This window comes from Paenibacillus tengchongensis, from assembly GCF_008973665.1.
In the GTDB taxonomy this organism is placed as follows: domain Bacteria; phylum Bacillota; class Bacilli; order Paenibacillales; family Paenibacillaceae; genus Paenibacillus_AQ; species Paenibacillus_AQ tengchongensis.
Window position 1 is genome coordinate 242763 of record NZ_WACP01000003.1, and the last position, 17596, is coordinate 260358.

Annotated in this window: 13 protein-coding genes; 10 read left to right on the plus strand and 3 right to left on the minus strand. The window is 55.8% G+C overall.

Translation table 11 applies throughout. The annotated features are described in order from the left end of the window. Nucleotides 1–13: 13 nt before the first annotated feature. The 3 genes from F1381_RS06860 (at nucleotide 14) to F1381_RS06870 (ending at nucleotide 1568) form a co-directional block, all read left to right on the plus strand. Nucleotides 14–364: a DMT family transporter gene (locus tag F1381_RS06860; protein ID WP_151734077.1), complete on the plus strand. Its 351-nt coding sequence runs from the start codon at nucleotides 14–16 to the stop codon at nucleotides 362–364. A gap of 63 nt (nucleotides 365–427) precedes the next feature. Then, entirely contained in the window at nucleotides 428–988 is a 561-nt protein-coding gene (locus F1381_RS06865; protein ID WP_151734078.1) for a 5' nucleotidase, NT5C type, read from the plus strand. A 91-nt stretch (nucleotides 989–1079) separates the two neighbouring features. Then, nucleotides 1080–1568, plus strand: coding sequence for a phosphotransferase-like protein (locus F1381_RS06870; RefSeq protein WP_187355225.1), 489 nt, complete (start codon nucleotides 1080–1082; stop codon nucleotides 1566–1568). A 284-nt stretch (nucleotides 1569–1852) separates the two neighbouring features. Here F1381_RS06870 and F1381_RS06875 read toward each other — a convergent pair whose 3' ends face one another. Together F1381_RS06875 and F1381_RS06880 are read right to left on the minus strand one after the other, a co-directional pair. Further along, complete coding sequence (locus tag F1381_RS06875) at nucleotides 1853–3142, minus strand: hypothetical protein (RefSeq protein WP_151734080.1); 1290 nt, start codon at nucleotides 3140–3142, stop codon at nucleotides 1853–1855. Then, nucleotides 3108–5678: a DUF2339 domain-containing protein gene (locus F1381_RS06880; RefSeq protein ID WP_151734081.1), complete on the minus strand. Its 2571-nt coding sequence runs from the start codon at nucleotides 5676–5678 to the stop codon at nucleotides 3108–3110. Before F1381_RS06880 ends, F1381_RS06875 begins: the two co-directional genes overlap by 35 nt. A 178-nt stretch (nucleotides 5679–5856) precedes the next feature. Between F1381_RS06880 and F1381_RS06885 the strand changes: the two genes are divergently transcribed. After that, nucleotides 5857–6414 carry a DEAD/DEAH box helicase family protein gene (locus tag F1381_RS06885; RefSeq protein ID WP_151734082.1) on the plus strand — a complete coding sequence of 186 codons (558 nt, stop codon included), beginning with the start codon at nucleotides 5857–5859 and terminating at the stop codon, nucleotides 6412–6414. A gap of 75 nt (nucleotides 6415–6489) precedes the next feature. Here F1381_RS06885 and F1381_RS06890 read toward each other — a convergent pair whose 3' ends face one another. Continuing rightward, nucleotides 6490–7524, minus strand: coding sequence for an NADH:flavin oxidoreductase/NADH oxidase (locus tag F1381_RS06890; RefSeq protein ID WP_151734083.1), 1035 nt, complete (start codon nucleotides 7522–7524; stop codon nucleotides 6490–6492). 189 nt (nucleotides 7525–7713) lie between these two features. Between F1381_RS06890 and F1381_RS06895 the strand changes: the two genes are divergently transcribed. The 6 genes from F1381_RS06895 (at nucleotide 7714) to F1381_RS06920 (ending at nucleotide 17489) form a co-directional block, all read left to right on the plus strand. Continuing rightward, nucleotides 7714–8571, plus strand: coding sequence for a helix-turn-helix domain-containing protein (locus F1381_RS06895; RefSeq protein ID WP_151734084.1), 858 nt, complete (start codon nucleotides 7714–7716; stop codon nucleotides 8569–8571). A 166-nt stretch (nucleotides 8572–8737) separates the two neighbouring features. Continuing rightward, the gene (locus tag F1381_RS06900; RefSeq protein ID WP_151734085.1) at nucleotides 8738–8920 is read left to right on the plus strand and encodes a hypothetical protein; all 183 of its coding nucleotides are present in this window, start codon (nucleotides 8738–8740) and stop codon (nucleotides 8918–8920) included. 632 nt (nucleotides 8921–9552) lie between these two features. Continuing rightward, complete coding sequence (locus tag F1381_RS06905; RefSeq protein WP_151734086.1) at nucleotides 9553–12195, plus strand: beta-glucosidase; 2643 nt, start codon at nucleotides 9553–9555, stop codon at nucleotides 12193–12195. 83 nt (nucleotides 12196–12278) lie between these two features. Then, nucleotides 12279–13829 carry a glycoside hydrolase family 30 protein gene (locus F1381_RS06910; protein WP_151734087.1) on the plus strand — a complete coding sequence of 517 codons (1551 nt, stop codon included), beginning with the start codon at nucleotides 12279–12281 and terminating at the stop codon, nucleotides 13827–13829. A gap of 191 nt (nucleotides 13830–14020) precedes the next feature. Continuing rightward, a complete protein-coding gene (locus F1381_RS06915; protein ID WP_151734088.1) occupies nucleotides 14021–15151 on the plus strand; it encodes a glycoside hydrolase family 88 protein in 1131 nt (376 codons plus the stop codon). After that, complete coding sequence (locus tag F1381_RS06920; protein ID WP_151734089.1) at nucleotides 15138–17489, plus strand: alginate lyase family protein; 2352 nt, start codon at nucleotides 15138–15140, stop codon at nucleotides 17487–17489. Before F1381_RS06915 ends, F1381_RS06920 begins: the two co-directional genes overlap by 14 nt. Nucleotides 17490–17596 lie beyond the last annotated feature (107 nt).

Sequence of the window (17596 nt, forward strand, 5' to 3'; positions counted from 1 at the left end):
GGAGGTCAGTACAATGAAAGGATATGCTGCACTTGCGGTTGCCATCGTCAGCGAAATTTTTGGAACGTCGATGCTCAAGCTTTCGGACAGCTTCACTAATTTGTGGCCGTCGCTTGGGGTTGCTGCAGGGTTCGGACTGGCGTTCTATTCTTTATCCTTATGTTTAAGAACAGTCCCGTTAAGCCTGGCTTATGCCATCTGGTCAGGTGTAGGTACCGTAATCACTGCACTCATCGGCGTCCTGGTCTGGGGAGATCACTTTACCTTCTTCAGCTTCATCGGCATTGTGCTGATTGTCGGCGGAGTGGTGTTGCTCAATACGTCCGACCGTGCAGAGGCGGCTCCCGGCTCACATCAGCCTTGACAATAAAAGGCCCCGCCGTTAGTATATTAGACCATAACAATACAGAGTTCCGGGAGGAAGGATATGAGAAAGCCGATTATCGCCGTCGATATGGACGATACGATCTGTCATCTGGTCAAACGCGCCATTTACCACAACAATATGGAATTTCCCACGCACCCGCTGCGGTATGAGGATATGCTCGACTGGAACACGGATCACTTGCGGCACCCGGAGAGCACGTATGAGAGGTTTTTTCTGCGGAAGGGACTTTATGAAGAGCTTGAAGTGTTCGATGAGTATGTAATCGAGGAAATGGAGAAGCTGCACAACGCCTATGACGTCATCATCATAACTGCGGCAATGCCCAGCACCGTCCCGGAGAAATGGAACTGGCTTCAGCAGCATATGCCGTTCATTCCGCTCGATAATTTCTTCAGCGGCAAGCGCAAAAGCCTGATCGGCTACGATCTGCTGATCGACGACGGTCCGCATAATCTGGTGCCGGCGCTGCAGGCCGGACGTAAAGTGCTGTGCATTCCCCATCCGTGGAACCTGAAGGACCGGGAGCTGTATCAGTTTCCGCTGATGACCTCCTGGAAAGGGGCAAAGGAGCGGGTGGACGAGATTCTGGGGATGCAGTAAGAGACGGGCGGTATACATAACGATCGGAGCAAGATCCCCGGCATCATAACATAAGGAGGAGTATGCGCTGAACACAAGCGGAAGGATCATCTTGTTAAACGGCGTGTCCAGCTCCGGCAAAAGCACCCTGGCCAAGGCTTTGGCGGCCAAGCTTCCTGATTATTTCCATTATAGCCTGGATGACTTCGATCTGGTCATTGAGCGGATGGAGGACAGGGAGCATAACCGGCTGATTCCGGTGGAGACGGCGTATTTCTATCATCGTTCCATCGCCATGTTCGCGGACAAGGGCGTCAATCTGATTATCGACCATGTCATTCACGATGAATATACACGGGACGATTGGGCTGTCAGCCTCAGTGACTATCCGGTGCTGCGGGTGGGCGTACACTGTCCGCCGGAGGAATTGGCGCGCAGAGAGCGGGAACGCGGGGACCGGAGGCCCGGACAGGCTGCAGAGCAGCTGGAGTTTGTACATAAGAATGAACAATATGACATCGAAGTCGATACCTTTGCGGACAGCGGCGAGGCGTGTGCGGCGGCAATCGTTCAGGCGCTGGGGATAAAGTTTAACGGCTAAGCCCTGCGTATGGCGCCGGTTGTATCAATAGCCAAGCATGTGCAAGAGCGCTTGCACGAAATACATCAGAACGCAATTTACAGCCTGTTTGCTGTTCATCTACGGTATGAAATACAATAGATTTGCAAAAGTAGTTGCTACGCAACACAAAGGAGCCATCCCGATAGTAACGTTTATCGGGATGGCTCCTTTTTTGAGGACGGAGGGACTCCGTAAGCCGGCGGATGAAACGAAAGCCAGCATCTTCCTGACCGACGCTATCAAGCCAGCCCCGGCGGCCCCGCCTATTTCCGGCCCAGCTTACGGGCCAGAAGGAGGATTAGCAGCAGGGATACGGCAATCATGACCATATTGAAGCCCGTTCTGCCCCGGGCGGGAGGGTCCGGTGCGGCGCCGGGCTCCGGCGCCTGCAGGGATGCCGCCGCTCCAAGCCGGGCGGGGGTCTTCGCTTCTGCCGCAATATAGGCCTTGAATTGGACGATATCGTACTGCGGTGCCGCCGCTTCCGGATTTCCGTAGAGCAGCCGGTAAGGGCCAGACTCTCCGGCAGCAAAGACAATTCTGTCCACCAGGTATTCCAGCCTGATTCCCGTCAGCGGAATCGGGGCGTCATCCTGATTATGGATGACAACCCGCAGCGTAGATGCAGACGCGGCTTCAGCGGGGAGGATGGTGGTGGAGACGATCTCCGTATCCTTGAAATCCAGCCGGTACAGTTCGCCGCTGCCCGTTACCGGAATCCGTCCGCCTGCGCCGTCGTAGAGCTCGAACCGGCGGGCGAAGCTGCCGCCGCTCTCCAGCAGCAGCGCGGAGATTCTCAGCCGGTCCGGATTATGCACGGTAATTACCGTCTGTCGCTCCGCCTCCTCAATCTCAAACTGCGCTTCCTGGCGCCGCCGGAAATACTCGGCACCGCTCAACCGGCTGCTCTGCAGCAGCGTCATTACCGGAAACGGTAATGACGCCGCATTCTTCTCCGCTACCAGCCGGTAGTAAGCGAATTTATAGCTGCCGCCGAGCTCCAGACTGTTCTGCTCACGGCCGCCCGCACGGTATAAATCCCCGTTTGTGACAGGCTCCCAGGCCAAGCCGTCATAGCTGCCAAACAGCTGCACATGCAGCAGGAAATCCTCGCCCGGAAGCTCGAACTCCACCCGGTTGCCCTGGATATCGACATGCTCCGCCAGCGGAGTAACTTCGTAATCGAAAGTGGTATCCCCGTTCTTCTGTGCCTGGTGGATCAGTGTGGAAGAATAGGTTGTTGTCTGTTCTTCCGAGGTCTCCACAAGGCTCTCTATATAGAAGGGGATGAACTTGCCGGAGCTATCGGCGATCCGCAAATCGCGCAAGTCAGCGGCAGCCGCGGCGTAGACCTGTTCATCCAGATAGAATTCGGCATAGGCGGCTCCGTCCGTAGATTCAACCGGCTTGGTGTAGCTCCATTCCGCTGCTGCTGAGCCGTCCGCAACCGGAGGCGCGGCAGATATGATCCGGGCGGGAGAGAGCATACAGAGCATGGCGAGCAGCAGAGTTAAGGCACTAATCCTGGCCGTCATCCTGTCCGGTCTCGGCATGAATCTCCTCCATTCTGGCCGACACCCGCTGATACAGATAGGAAATGCCCAGCAGGCAGAGGCCGAAGCTGAAATACGCGATGATTTTGCTGCCGGTATTCATCAGTGTCAGATCATAGAGCAGCAGCTTGCCAGTGGCGAGAAGCGACAGCCCCAGACCGAACCGCCGGATGTATACATACCTCCGCCGGAAGCCGTACGCGATAAACAGTACCGCCAGCAGCAGGTAAACAAGACTGAACAGCACCCCGCCGTCACTCTGCCGCAGCTGCACTCCAAGGAATGCTGTAACGATAACGAGCAGATACGCTCCCATGATGACCGGGTACAGCTCAGCATTGTTGTTCCCGCGCCGGATCAGCTCCTTCACCAGGCGCCCGCCGCTGTACCAGACGAACAGATTGAACAGGAGCAGCAGCGCAAAGGCGGCGTAATCCGCAGCCGAATTGGCGGAGAATTCGGCCTGCAGGCTGGGCTGCGAAACCGTCAGCCCGATGCAGATGATATAGCTGATGGCATGCAGCGAATGAACCATATGCATAACAATGGGGTCGAACAGCACCTTGATTCTCGGCAAGGCATAAGCCACTCCCAGCGTCAGCACAGCCGCCATCAGCAGCTTGAAGAAGTCGGATCGGTGGAAGCCGTCAGGCACATACATATTGTACAGATGAAGCGCCTCATAGAGGATATAAATATAGGTATTCACCAGCGCCGCATATTTAAACTGGATCGCAGCCTGCACCTCAACCGGAGAACTGTCCAGCACAATTTCCCTTCTGGAATGGCGGATGGCATAGAACAGGGCCACCAGGAGCATCCCGGCCGTGATGAAGGTATATTTTAAAGCGAAATACGCATTGTCATAGATCAGCAAAGGACTCACCGAGGAGGACTGGACAAGCACATCGCCGAGGAAGAATATTCCCAAAGACAGCAGCAGAATCCCCCATCCGATGCGCTCGATGACCTTGGAGCGCTGCAGGTGTCCGTACACCGTCAGCACCACAGCTTCCGTCAGCCAGCCGATCGACCACCAGACTGTTCCGAGCTGGAACGGCACCATCAGCACCGCGAAGGTCAGCGACGTGGCATAGAAGAGCAGCATGCTCTCTTTCTCCGAGGGCATCCGCTTCTCCAGCAGCCGGCCGAGTCCCAGATACACCAGACAGAAGAGAAGGGCCAGCGCCCCGCGATAGGCTTCAAGTCCCGCATCCAGAAGCAGCACGTACAGGATAAAACAGCCGGTCACGGTATTGCAGGCCAGCAGGGCGAAATCCCACCAGGACAGCTTGGTGCGGAAGCGGAACGGATACCACAAAGTAATCCCCAGGTACATGGCAAACGTCAGCACCGAATAGAACATGCTGATGCCGTTGCTGTCCGACAGCTCGATAAGCAGCAGCATCGAAGGCATGTTGAACAGAAAGCTGATGTAATTGACGACCACCCACCGTTTGCGCAGCGAGATCAGCAGAATGAGCAGATTCAGCAGGAACAGGTAACCCATCGCGGCATAGACGGCACCCCCTTCCAGTCCGAAAGCGCCGAGGTAAGAATACAGAGGGAGATAACCTCCGACAAGCCCCAGCGAGCAGATCGTCCGCGACTCATACCTGAGCGACAGCAGCACGGCCGTTAAGGTAACAAGTACCGAAAGAGCCAGGCCGGTATAGATTCCGATAATCTCGAGCAGAAAATAGCTGTAAAAGATAGAGCCGTACAGTACGGAAATCCCGCCTCCGAGCAGACCCAGCGCAAAGGTGCCTCTTCCTCTGCGGAACAGCCATTCCCCGGCGCCCAGCATCAGTGCGCCAAGCAGAAAAAACGCGCTGCCCTTCATGTAACCGGTAAACCAGTTGGAGTAACTGTATTTGAAGCCCGCACCGACGGCCAGGATCAGCAGCAGAATGCCCAGCCGGTTAACCCAGTTCAGTCCGATCTTCATCTCGATGAGGTTCTGTCTGCGCCGCCGCCGGATCGTCTCTTCGCTGACCCCTTCGGCGGCCAGCTCGTCCAGCCGGTGGTCCAGCTCTGCGGCAAGGGGCTGCTCCGCTGCCCGCAGTGCCTCCCTGCGCAGGAGTACCGTCTCGTTCAACCGGCCCGACAGCTCCTCCAGTATCGCGCGGATCTGCGTACCGTCTTCTGCAAGCAGACGGTCGGCATTGCGGTACAGCTCGGCGATACGCTGCCTCGTCCGCAGCTCAAAAGCCGTGAGCCGGTCGTGGTAGGCGGCGCTCTGCGAGGCGAAATACGTATGCAGCTTCTTGCGGGAAAGCTTCAGAATGTTCAGCTTCTCATCCAGAATCTGCTCGGTAAGCGCAGCCCGCAGATCGGCGTTCTCCCGTCTCAGCCTGTCCCGCTGCGCCTGCGTCTCGGCCAGAGCCTGTTTATCCTCCTCCGCACGCTTCTTGAGCGTTTCATTTTCGTGTACCAAATCGCTGTCTTCATAGGCTTTGACCAGCTCCTGGACTTCGGCCAGTAGGTCGTTCTGCTGATTCTTGATCGACCTTAGACGCTCTTTGAATGGCTCCATAAAGCTCCCCCAGTGGCTTTTTATATATTGTTAATATTTACATTTTACTATAAACCTTCAAACCGTAACTTCCTTTTTTTGTGCGGCAATTGGATGGGAAGACGGGGCAAAGAAGTTCTGGCTGCCCTGCTCCTGGCCGTGTTAGAATGATGGGAATATCTGCTGGGAGATGAAGCCAATGAAATTTGTAATGATATTCGGTCCGCAGGCTGTCGGAAAGATGACGGTAGGGCATGAACTGGAGAAGCTCACCGGGCTCAAGCTGTTTCACAACCATATGACGATTGAATTGCTGGCTCCGCTGTTCGGCTTCAATCCGGAGATGTGGAGGCTGGTGAACAAATTCCGCCAGGATATTTTTGAAACCGCCGCCGCAAGCGGGATGTACGGAATGATCTTTACATATGTGTGGGCATTCGATCTGCAGAGCGATTGGGATTATGTCGAACAGGTCTGTAAGATCATTGAGGACAACCATGGTGAAGTGTATTTTGTCGAGCTGGAAGCGGAGCTCGGGGAGAGAATTGAGCGGAACCGTACCCCGCACCGGCTTGAACACAAGCCGACCAAGCGGGATATTGCCAGATCCGAGGAGGACCTGAAGCAGACGATGGAGAAATACCGGCTAAACTCGCTTGAAGGGGAGATCCAAAGAGCGAACTACCTCCAGATCAACAATACGGATTTGAGCGCTAGTGAAGTGGCGGAGCTCATTAAGAACAGATTCGATTTATAGGGGCCTGCAGTTAAAAAAAGGGGATGTTTCTTGCGCCGGTTAAAGGCGCAGGAGACATCCCCTTTGCTGCAAGGTTTAGCGCACGTATATGCCACGGGCATATTGTACAGGCGGCTCAACCTTGCGGGCAATGGTCTTGGCCGCATGCAGGGCCCAGTACGGGTCATCGAGCATGGCACGGCCCACCGCCACCAGGTCGGCGTCGCCGTTGGCCAGCACCGCCTCAGCCACATGGGCATCGTCAAGCTTGCCGACGGCAATGACAGGCACGTTCAGCGCTTCGCGGTACGCGCGCGCGAACGGCACCTGGTAAGCGGGGTGGTTGCCGGGCTTCACCGCTCCCGGAGGCGCCTCGCCGCCGCTGGAGACATGGAAGATATCGACACCGGCTTCTTTATAAGCCTTGGCAATCTCCAGCGAATGCTCCAGTCCGTAGCCGCCGTCCATATATTCGACAGCCGAGATGCGCATGATCAGCGGCATGCCTTCCGGCATGACGGAGCGGGCCGCCCGGATCACCTCGACGCCAAAGCGGGAGAGGTCCTGCCCGTATTCATCCGTCCGGTTATTGATGGCCGGCGAGTGAAACTGGTGGATCAGATAGCCGTGGGCGCCGTGCAGCTCAATGACATCGACGCCTGCGGCTACGGCCCGGCGCACAGCTTCTCTGAATTTCACCACCATGTCTTTTGTTTCCTGCGTGGTCAGCGCTCTCGGCGGGTGGAGGCCTTCGTCTGCGGACGCTGTGAAATCCGATGCGCCTACAGGGTGCGCGGCATCCTCCGCTTTCCGCCCGGCGTGGGCGATTTGAATGCCGATTTTGGAGCCGTATTTGTGTACTTCCGAGATAATCCGCGCAAACGCCGGAACCTGCTCATCCGACCACAGGCCAAGGTCGCGGTTCGTGATCCGGCCGTCCGGCTCCACATCGGTCATCTCCATAATGATCAGACCGGCTCCGCCTACCGCGCGGGAGACGTAATGCACATAATGCCATTCGTTCGGAATACCGTCCTCCGCATCCACCGAGTATTGGCACATGGGGGGCATCACAATTTTATTCTTCAGCTGCAGCCCGCTGAGGGTCACTGGAGTATCTAAATAAGCCATAATCGCTATCTCCTTGTCGTTAAATAGTTGTTGGTAAATCGTAAGTTAATAATAAAAGGTATTACGGGCTTACACAATCCAATATCTTGGTTTGTTGCAGCTCTAATGTTATAGATCTTGCTTTTTGGGCCGGGGAGGCTCTATAGTAGCGGTAAATAGAAATCTGATTCAGAATAAGAGGGTGAAGCCTTGTCGACCATAGAAAAGACCTTGCCGGATGCGGGTCCCGTACTGGCCTACATCGGAAGAGCGGGCGGCAAGCCCGACTGGAAATTCCCTGCGCATCAGCATGAGGATGTCAGCGAAATTGTGTTTGTCTCCCATGGGGAAGGGGTCATCAAGATTAACGGCCAGCCGTTCGCCGTGCAAGCGGGCGATATGCTGATCTATAATCAGGGCATCATTCACGAGGAGTGCTCCTCGCCGATTTGTCCGCTGGATATGTACTATTGCGGGCTGGTCCACGCGGGGAATACAGGAAGCGGGCCGGAGCTGCTGATTCCCGCAGATGCCAGCCCTTATATCCGTACACGTGAGAAGGCTGAACATATCCGGTTTTTGTTCGATATGCTGTATGCCGAATCCGGGGAACAGGCGGAAGGATATGAGGCAGTCTGTTCCAGTCTTCTTGCCGCGCTGATTGGCTTGATCCGCAGGATGGCGGAATCTCAGGCTAAACCATGCAAGAAGGACCCCGACGCGCTTGCCGTTTCCCTTAAGGAGTATCTGGATGAGCATTATTTATGTCATCTCAGCCTGAACGATATCGCTGCATTTTTCCATATGAACGCCTACTATCTTGCGCATGTCTTTAAGAAAAAATACAATGATTCCCCCATCAACTACATGCTGCGCCGCAGAATGGGGGAGGCCAAACGCCTGCTGGTCAACACCGATATGAAGATCCGGGAGATTGCTGATTTTCTCGGCTATGAGAACGCCAACTACTTCTCCATCCTGTTCACGAAGACAATGGGCGAATCGCCCACGCAATTTAAGCGCAGCGAGCGGAAAGTAAGAATTGACCTGCCGCAGCGGAGAAGTTAACGGGTGGGGGAATGCAGAGTTTTGCATTGTAAGCTGACATGAATTGCGATATGATCGTATAGTTAGTAAACAGAGATGGGATTGGACATAGGATGTGAGGAAGATGCGTTACTGGCGGAGTAGTAAACGGGGGAGAAGACGGACGGTATACATAAGAAGACGTTACGTGCAAGGCTGGAAAGAGCTGCGGGAAGCGTTCAGCATGTTAATGCTGTTGACTGCGCTGATGGGCTGGCCGGTATTTAGCGTCATCTTCTGGCTGAGCGGACATAACGCACTTGGCCCGATCTCCTTGCTTCTGTCGCTCATCAGCGCAATGGTGCTGTACCGGGCATTGAACGACGACTGAACAAGGAATCATTTGGTTTCCGCGCGCTGCGCGGTTTTTTTTTGCAAAAAATAATTAATAAACTAACAGATTTGGCTGGAATCAAGCTGCTGAAACCGGTCTTTGCCGGTTGGCGGAGTGGAAAAACAGCATATTCAGTGTGTTAATATAGGGAAAAAATTTTAGTTTATTTTTACAAATGATCCACATTTAATCTCTTATTGATATTTATGAGGGACTCATTTTTCTGATACTTCTGTCTTAAAAGTTACAAAAAGGTTACATTTGGGTTACGGTAATGCAAGGGAATAAAGACCTGTTTTTCATGTTCTTTCAGCTAACTTTCAGGAAATTTTCAGGAAAAATTCAGTTAAACAGGATATGGGCTTATTCCCGTTACCAGAAAATAACGGATGCAAAGAGCGGAAAACTGCGCTACGGTTATACCCGGCAATTCACAAGCTGCCTGTGCCGAGCTTAGCAGCCGGCGCATCCAGAGGTGAAGCCTGCCTATACATATTCCAGTAATGAGAGATGGAAGGGGGAATCGCACACCGCGAATTGCCGCTCGAAGATGACTGCCAAGCAGCTGGAGAGACTGGAATGTGAGGACGGGCAATCAGAGAGAGACATCAGGAGGGATATCAGAACTTATGACAATTTCGTTAAGAATTAACGCGGTGATCGCCACTGCGGCGCTAGGCCTATCCATACTGGCTCCGCTGCAGACGGCCGGAGCGTATAGTGCCAGCCCATGGCTGGACTCATCGCGTTCCCCGGAACAGCGGACGAAGCTGCTGCTGCAGCAAATGACGACGGAGGAAAAGGTAGATTTCGTCACAGGCAACGTAAATAATTACTATGGCTTTTATAATGCATCGCTGGAACGGCTGGGGATTCCAGCATTGACGATGGCCGACGGGCCGACAGGCGTGCGTATTGCCAATCCGGATATTCAGAATAAGAAATCTACCGCTTTCCCGACGCCGATCGCGCTGGCTGCAACCTGGGATACCAAGGCCGCAGCTCTTTACGGTGATCTGATCGGAGAAGAAGCGTTCAATACAACTCATAATGTGCTTCTGGGACCGGGTCTCGACATTGCCCGCCTGCCATGGGGCTCACGCAACTTCGAGTCTCTCGGAGAGGATCCGCTGCTGCAGTCCAAGATGGGCGTGGCCTATATCAATGCTGTACAGAGCCATCCGGTCATGGCGACAGCCAAGCACTACCTGCTTAATAACCAGGAGACAGAACGCTTCACGGTTGATTCCGAAGCCAGTGAACGGGCGATTATGGAGATCTACTCCCGACCTTTCGCAGCGGCGGTCAAGGATGCGGACCTCGCATCCGTCATGTGCTCATTCAACCAAATTAATGGTACTCCCGCCTGCGAGAGCGAGTTTGCTTTGACTGATGTGCTGAGAGACAAACTGAACTTTAAGGGCTTTGTGATGAGCGATTACGGCGCCAATCTCAGTACAGCCAAATCGGCGCTGGCCGGGCTTGATCTTGAAACGCCGGGCGAGCCGTACGGCAAGTGGGGAGATCAGCTGCTGAACGCTGTGCAGAGCGGAGAGGTCAGTGAAGGGCAGCTTGACCTTATGGCTGGAAGAACGTTGACGCAGATGTTCGACAAAGGCCTGTTCGACAGCAAGCCGGTCAATGTCCAGATTCTGGCGGAGGAGCATGGCAAGGCGGCGCTTGACATTGCCGAGGACAGTCTGGTGCTGCTCCAGAATAAGGACAAGGCGCTGCCGCTGAATGAGGACAAGCTGAAGTCGATTGCCGTCATCGGTCCCGATGCCGACAACTACGCTACGGTCGGGGGAAGCTCCCTGGTGACTCCGACGTACACGGTCACCCCGCTGGATGCTATCCGTGACCGCGCCGGCAGCGGCGTTAAAGTCAGCTATGCACCCGGCACGGATCCGGTATCGACCGGCGATATTGTTAACGGTCCTTCCGCGATCCCATCCTCGGTTCTGACTCCTGCAGGAGACGGACAAGGCACCGGTCTTACCGGGGAATACTGGCCTAACAACAAAATGGAGGGCGAACCTACGCTCACCCGTACAGATGGCCAGGTCAATGTGAATCTCGGCTTTTATAACTTTGACGGACTGAATGGACAGTCCTCCAAGCTGCCGCAGACGCCGGGCAATCTGAACAGCATGATGTCTGCCCGCTGGAACGGTTACTTGACCGCTCCTAAGACAGGCGAATACAAGCTTAGCCTGACCAGTGTCGGCAACGGCAAGCTGTATCTGGACGGCAAGCTGCTGATCGACAGCGACGGAACGACGCTGAAGACGGAGAAGGCCGCTGTAACCCTGACCAAGGGCGAACGTCATGAGGTCAAAATCGAATACAAGACGTACTACAAGGAAGGTGCATCTACGGACTTCGGCGGTACGGTCCGGCTCGGCTGGGAGCCGCCGTCAGGTGCCGTTGATACCAAGATGCAGCAAGCTGTTAATCTGGCGAAGAAATCCGATGTCGCTATAGTTGTTGTCCGCACTTATGAAAGTGAAGGCTACTTCGACCGTTCGGACCTCGATCTGCCCAATAATCAGGACCGCCTGATCTCCGAGGTGGCCGCTGCCAACCCGAATACGGTCGTGGTGTCCATGAGCGGAAGAGCGGTTGAGATGGACGGATGGCAGAACAAGGTCAAGTCGATCGTCCAGGCTTGGTACACCGGACAAGAGCAGGGCAACGCGATTGCGCGGGTGCTGTTCGGGGATGTGAACCCGTCCGGCAAGCTGCCGGTCACGTTCCCGGTCAACGAGGACAGCACGCCTGTATCGTCTGCTGAGCAATTCCCTGGAGTGAACGGCAAGGCCGAGTACAGCGAAGGCGTTATGGTTGGCTACCGTGGTTACGAGAATTCCGGAATCGAACCGGCGTTCGCTTTCGGACACGGCTTGTCCTACACAACCTTTGACTACCGCAACGTTCATGCGAACGTAAGCGGCAAGGGCACGGGCCGCAAGATGACAGTATCCCTGAATCTGCGCAACACTGGTAAGGTTACCGGTGCAGAAGTGGTTCAGGTGTATGTCGGTCAGCTGCCGACCCAGGTTGCGACTGCACCGAAACAGCTGGCCGGATGGGCCAAGGTAGAGCTGAAGCCCGGCAAGCAGCAGCGCGTTCAGATCGAGCTGGATGCCACAGCGCTGTCCTACTGGGATGAGAAAGCCGGCAAGTGGGTAATGCCTTCCGGCAATGTGCCGATCTATGTCGGCAGCTCCTCGGAGGATATCCGCCTGAAGACCAGCCTGACGATTAAATAGAGAAGATATTATTGACGTAGATTCGCGGAGCCGGGGGTATAGCCCCCGGCTTCTTTTTAATAACACTAAGGAGGTATCAAGACATGCGCAAACGTAACCTGCTGCTGCCGATCGCAGCTGTAGCGGCTGTGCTGGCGGCCTGGGCCGCGGCCGAGTTCAACGGCTTCACCCGTGATCCGGGAAAGACGGAAGTGACAAAGCTGCCGCCGCTGCAAGTGAATGCCTGGGTAACCACGGCGGATCAATCCAGTCTGCTTGCGCCTCAGGACCCGTTCTTTTTCGGTGATTTACCTCTGAAGGACGGCGATTCAGGGGACACAGGCGGCGAACCGGCACCGTCTTCATCAGATCTTTCCGTTATTATGGTAAATCCCGGCCGGGAGTACCAGACGATGGACGGTTTTGGCGCATCCGTTACCGGGTCTTCCGCCTTTCTGATCAACAAGCGGTTGTCCGGCGAGCAGCGCGATGCCCTGGTAAAGGATCTGTTCACGCCGGAGGGCATCCGCCTGACCTTTGTCCGCCACTCTATTGGCGCTTCCGACTTCTCGGTCGATGCAGAGGGGCATCCGGCAAGCTATACCTATGATGATTCTGAATCTGGAGAAGATTACGGGCTGGAGCAGTTCTCGGTAGCCCGAGATGAGGATGTGACGAAGCTGCTGCAGCATATTATCGGCGTGAATGAATCGGTTAAGGTGATGGGGACCCCCTGGACCGCCCCGCGCTGGATGAAATACGGCGAGCAAATTTATAACGGATGGTATCTCAACTATACCGAGCCGCGCGTATATACCGCTTATGCGCAGTATTTAACGCGCTACATTCAGGCATATGAGGCATTGGGGATTCCCGTCTATGCGATAACCGTGCAGAACGAGCCGGAATTCACGACGCCGGATTATCCCAGCATGAGCATGGGGGCGGCGGAGCAGGCCCGGTTCATCGGAGAATACCTGGGGCCAGAGTTCCGCGAGAACGGGATCACGTCCCGAATTGTGGCGTTCGACCATAATTGGGACATCGCTAAGAGCTATACGGACAGTGTGCTGGCCGATGCACAAGCGAATGCGTACACCAGCGGCACGGCTTATCATTGCTATGCCGGCTCTCCGGAAGCGATGAGCGGGGTGCATGATGCTTATCCGGACAAAGATATATATGTAACCGAGTGCAGCGGAGGGGCATGGAGCGAGGATTTCAGCGACAACCTGGGCTGGCTGATGACCAAGCTTATCATCGGCAGTCCTCGCAACTGGGCGAAGACCGTGCTGATGTGGAACCTGGCCCTCGATCCGGAAGGCGGGCCGGCTAACGGCGGATGTGCTGATTGCCGAGGGGTTGTGACGGTAGACGGCCAAGAAGAGGAAGGGTACTCCCGGAATGTGGAGTATTACGCCTTGGGGCATGCCAGCCGCTTCGTCGATCCCGGAGCGGTCCGCATCGAATCGTCGCAGGGTGACGGGATTGAGAACGTCGCCTTCCGCAATCCGGATGGCTCGATTGTCCTGATTGCGTTCAATTCCATGAGCGAGAACCGGACCTTCAAGGTGCAGTGGGGAGAGCGCAGGTTTACATTCACGCTCCCTTCCCGTTCGGCCGCAACCTTCAAATGGGGCCCGAGTGCTGAATGACGAGGAAAGGATTGGCTGTCCGGCATATAACCACCTCTCTTTTTACTCAAGCATATTTACCGGAAAATCCGGCTTCCTCATGAAAAAAAGGTCAAAATTATACACGCTCCCGGCAAAAGTTCTCCCCATGCGGCCTGTCTCCATCCTATACGATTAGGCAAACAGCAGGCATTGTTAAGGGGGAATCAGAGATGTGGAAGGCCGCCATTGAAGATGCGGTTCAGAAGGTGCAGCGCAATATTGCGCAGTTTGACGGACGATATCCGCATGTAGGCGAGGGAAAGAAATATGCCTTAATCGGCAACGACGACTGGACGAACGGGTTCTGGAGCGGGATGCTCTGGCTATCCTATGAATACACAGGCGATCCGCAGCTCCGGGAGGCTGCGCGCCATACGGTGGAGAGCTTCCGCCGCAGAATGGAAGAAGACACGGTGCTGGATCATCATGATATCGGGTTTCTGTATTCGCTGTCGGCGAAGGCACAGTGGATTATAGAGCGCGATGAAGAGGCAAGGCGGTTAACGCTGCGCGCTGCGGACAAGCTGATGGAGCGCTGGCGGGAGCAGGGCGGATACCTGCAGGCCTGGGGCCGGAAGGACGATGCGGCGGAGAACGGACGCATTATAATCGACTGTCTGCTCAATCTGCCGCTGCTCTACTGGGCGTCGGAGCAGACAGGCAACCCGGCTTACCGGAAAGCTGCGGAGCTGCAGGCCTATAAGAGCAGAAGATATTTGGTCAGAGGCGATGACAGCTCTTATCATACCTTCTTCTTCAATCCGGAGACAGGAGAGCCGATTGGCGGAGCGACGCACCAGGGATATACGAACGGTTCAACATGGGCGAGAGGGCAGGCCTGGGGTATTTACGGGTTCGCTCTTTCCTTCCGGTACACCGGAGACCCGGCGTTTCTGGAGACGGCGAAACGGATGGCCCTGTACTTTGTGCAGCACTTGCCTGCAGACCATGTCGCTTACTGGGACTTCGCCCTGCCGCCCGAAATGGAGCAGCCTTACCGTGACAGCTCGGCGTCGGCCATTGCCGCTGCGGGGCTGGCCGAATTGCTGGGCCATCTGAAGGAGGAAGATCCTGAGTACGCGTACCTTCAGGAAGGCCTGAACCAATCCATGGAATCGCTTGTGCGTAATTATTCCACGACCGGCGATGACAGTGCCGAAGGGCTGCTGCGGCACGGCTCCTATCATGTGCGGGGCGGACTGGCTCCCGATGAGTATATGATCTGGGGCGATTATTTCTATCTGGAGGCGCTGCTGCGGCTGGAACGCGGAATCGGAGGCTACTGGTATGAGCGGGAATAGGGATAGTGGTGCTGCAGTGAATGAGGGTAGTGCCGGAGGAAGTGAGGACTGCGCTACAGGAAATGCGGGTAATGCCGTAGGAAGTGAGGGCAGCGCTGCAACTACTGCAACTACTGCACCTACTGCAACTACTGCACCTACTGCAACTACTGCACCTACTGCAACTACTGCACCTACTGCAACTACTGCACCTACTGCACCTACTGCAATCGAAGCTTTAGTACCGCTGCTGGACCTGGAATATCCGGGTCTGGAGAAGGTGAAGGAAGCGCTGCACCGGAATCAGCACGAACATGCCGCTGCCGAATTAATGGCCTACTTTGCCGGCCGGAAGGTGACGGCTGGTTATCCTATTTCAGGCGATTGGGAAGCGGTAGCCGCGCATGTCCGTGCATATTGTGCAGATGAGCTTGCGCTTAACAGGACTACGGCCGATGAAGTACTGAAGCAGACCTTTCGCTTCCGGTTTCCGATGGATATGGAGCGTACGCAAATACCGGTGACTTTCACCGGACCCATCGACTGGAATTACGTGCCGGCTGGCGATGTGGAGTGGGCGTATATGCTGAACCGCCACCGCTATTGGGTCGCTCTGGGACAAATGTATGTCCTGGCAGGCGAAGAGCGGTATGCCGAGGGTCTGTGCGGCCAGATGGAGGATTGGATCGACCGCAATCTGCTGTCGTCCGATCCGGGGGAGGTGCTGACCTGGCGCAGCATTGAAGCCGGGCTTCGCGGCACCAACTGGACCAAGGCCCTGTCCTATGTAATGCACAGCCCAAGCTTTACCGCCGGCTTGCTGGTAAAATGCCTGCATGCGCTTTACGTGCATGCGGAGCATTTGGCAGCCCCTTATAGCGGCTGGAAGAACATCAGCAATTGGGGCGTGCTGGAGTGCTGCGGCTTGCTCCATATCGCGCGCTTTCTGCCGGAGTTCCGCCTCTCGGAGCACTGGACCGCCCTGGCGCTGGAACGGATGCGCACAACATCTTCACTGCAAATATTGCCGGACGGTCTGCACTGGGAGCAGTCGCCGACCTATCACCATGAGGTGCTGTCCAGCTATCTGGAGATGATTCATCTGGTCCGTTCGGGAGGACTCTGCCTGGAACCGGCAGTGATGGATAAGGTTCAGGCGGCGGCGCATGCCTCGCTCGGCATCGTACAGCCGGACGGCAGCCAGCCGATGACCGGAGACAGCGACCGGCTGGCGATTGCGCCGCTTATGGCGGCGGCGGCGCTGCTCTTCAATGATCCTGTCCTTCGGTTCGGAGGCGGAGAGCAACCGGATTACGACAATGCGTGGCTGTTCGGAGGGGCAGGTCTGCGGCAATATGCGGAGATGCCTGCCAAGCCGCCGCAGGAATTGTCCCGGGCTTACCCGCATTCCGGCAACTATATTATGCGCTCAGGCTGGGACCGGCAAGCCTTATATCTGCTGCTGCGCTGTGCGCCGCTTGGCGGCGGGCACGGACATGCCGATTCGCTGCACATCGATATTCATGCCCATGGCCGCAGCCTGCTGACCGATCTGGGCCGGTACAATTACAGCGATGCCGAGCCGCTGCGCCAGGCCCTGAAACGGCCTTCCGCCCACAATACGTTTGTGGTGGACGATACGGATTTCACGGAAGTGATCGACACCTGGCAATACGGAGCCGTTGCTGCTCCGTCTGGCATTCACTGGGTATCGTTGCCGGATTATGATTATGCCGAAGCCGGACATGACGGCTACCGCCGTCTGGAAGATCCCGTCTATCCGCGCAGGCGCATTCTGTTCATCAAGCCATACGGCTGGCTGCTGGTGGACAGTGCGGAGGGAAGGGGGCAGCACAGGCTCAAGCAGCGGTTTCATTTCCCGCCCGGAGCGGTCCAGCTTTCCCCGGAGAGCGGGATGGTCCGCAGCCGGTCGGAAGGTGCCGCCAATCTGTGTATTGTTCCTGCTCCGCAGCACGGCCTGAAGTTGTCGCTGGAAGAGAGCTGTATATCCTACGAATATAATCTTGAGGAGCCGTGCAGCTGCGCCGTGTATGAGGCGGAAGGCAGCATCCATGTCTCGGTTGCCCAGTGGCTGTATCCGCAGCCGGTGGGAGAAACGGAACTTCCTTCGCTGCAAAGGGTCCCGGTGTCCCGTTACAACGGTGAGCCGGTAGAGGCTTCGCAGGCAGAAGCCTTCCGCATTATGCTGCCGGATGCCTCCGAGCGGCTCGTGCTGATCAGTCACCGGCCTCCGGCGGTGCATGCCGACTCGTATATCGTCGCGGGCCATCAGGTGTTCGGTGAGATTGTGGTCATTGAACCGGGGCCGGGCGGGACAAAGATTAAGGTGATTAAATAAAAAAGTTAATGTGCTGAAATTTAGCCGCTGCAGGGATGTCCAACCTGCAGCGGCACCTGTTACAATGGGAGAAAAGCTGCTTTAGCCCCATCCAGGAAGGCGCGGTG

Excerpts from the sequence above, each read along its gene's own strand:
- F1381_RS06860 (WP_151734077.1), top strand. The coding sequence starts at position 14 with ATGAAAGGATATGCTGCACTTGCGGTTGCCATCGTCAGCGAAATTTTT.
- F1381_RS06865 (WP_151734078.1), top strand. The coding sequence starts at position 428 with ATGAGAAAGCCGATTATCGCCGTCGATATGGACGATACGATCTGTCAT.
- F1381_RS06875 (WP_151734080.1), bottom strand. The coding sequence starts at position 3,142 with ATGCCGAGACCGGACAGGATGACGGCCAGGATTAGTGCCTTAACTCTG.
- F1381_RS06880 (WP_151734081.1), bottom strand. The coding sequence starts at position 5,678 with ATGGAGCCATTCAAAGAGCGTCTAAGGTCGATCAAGAATCAGCAGAAC.
- F1381_RS06885 (WP_151734082.1), top strand. The coding sequence starts at position 5,857 with ATGAAATTTGTAATGATATTCGGTCCGCAGGCTGTCGGAAAGATGACG.
- F1381_RS06890 (WP_151734083.1), bottom strand. The coding sequence starts at position 7,524 with ATGGCTTATTTAGATACTCCAGTGACCCTCAGCGGGCTGCAGCTGAAG.
- F1381_RS06905 (WP_151734086.1), top strand. The coding sequence starts at position 9,553 with ATGACAATTTCGTTAAGAATTAACGCGGTGATCGCCACTGCGGCGCTA.
- F1381_RS06910 (WP_151734087.1), top strand. The coding sequence starts at position 12,279 with ATGCGCAAACGTAACCTGCTGCTGCCGATCGCAGCTGTAGCGGCTGTG.
- F1381_RS06915 (WP_151734088.1), top strand. The coding sequence starts at position 14,021 with ATGTGGAAGGCCGCCATTGAAGATGCGGTTCAGAAGGTGCAGCGCAAT.
- F1381_RS06920 (WP_151734089.1), top strand. The coding sequence starts at position 15,138 with ATGAGCGGGAATAGGGATAGTGGTGCTGCAGTGAATGAGGGTAGTGCC.